Consider the following 383-nt stretch of genomic DNA (forward strand, 5'->3'; position numbering starts at 1 on the left):
CGACATGGCGGGCCCGGGCCACGAAACGCTCCAGGAAGACGCCGGAGGTGGCGAAGTTGGTCGCGGCCAGCCGCTGCACTCGCTGGTAGGCAGCGTGCAGCTCGTCCGCGTCGTGACAGGCCTGCATACCGATTCCGCCGCCACCGCCGACGGCCTTGAGCATGACCGGGAACCCGATACGTTCGGCCTCGGCAACCGCGTGATCGGCCGATGCCAAGAGCCCGGAGCCCGGCACCAGCGGTACACCGACGGCTCGGGCGGCCTCACGGGCGGTGTGTTTATCGCCGAAGATCCGCAGCTGTTCCGGGGTGGGACCAACGAACGCGATGCCCGCTGCCGTGACTTCCGCCGCGATTTCCGCGTTCTCGGACAGGAATCCGTAA

The 383-nt window shown here is 68.4% G+C and carries 1 protein-coding gene; it reads right to left on the reverse strand.

Annotated elements, in window-relative coordinates; translation table 11 throughout:
* Positions 1–383: ATP-binding protein (locus tag GV790_RS29125; RefSeq protein WP_306043440.1), on the reverse strand; the 383-nt coding region annotated here is incomplete at both ends.

It is taken from the genome of Nocardia cyriacigeorgica (genome assembly GCF_010858045.1).
Lineage (GTDB): Bacteria > Actinomycetota > Actinomycetes > Mycobacteriales > Mycobacteriaceae > Nocardia > Nocardia cyriacigeorgica_E.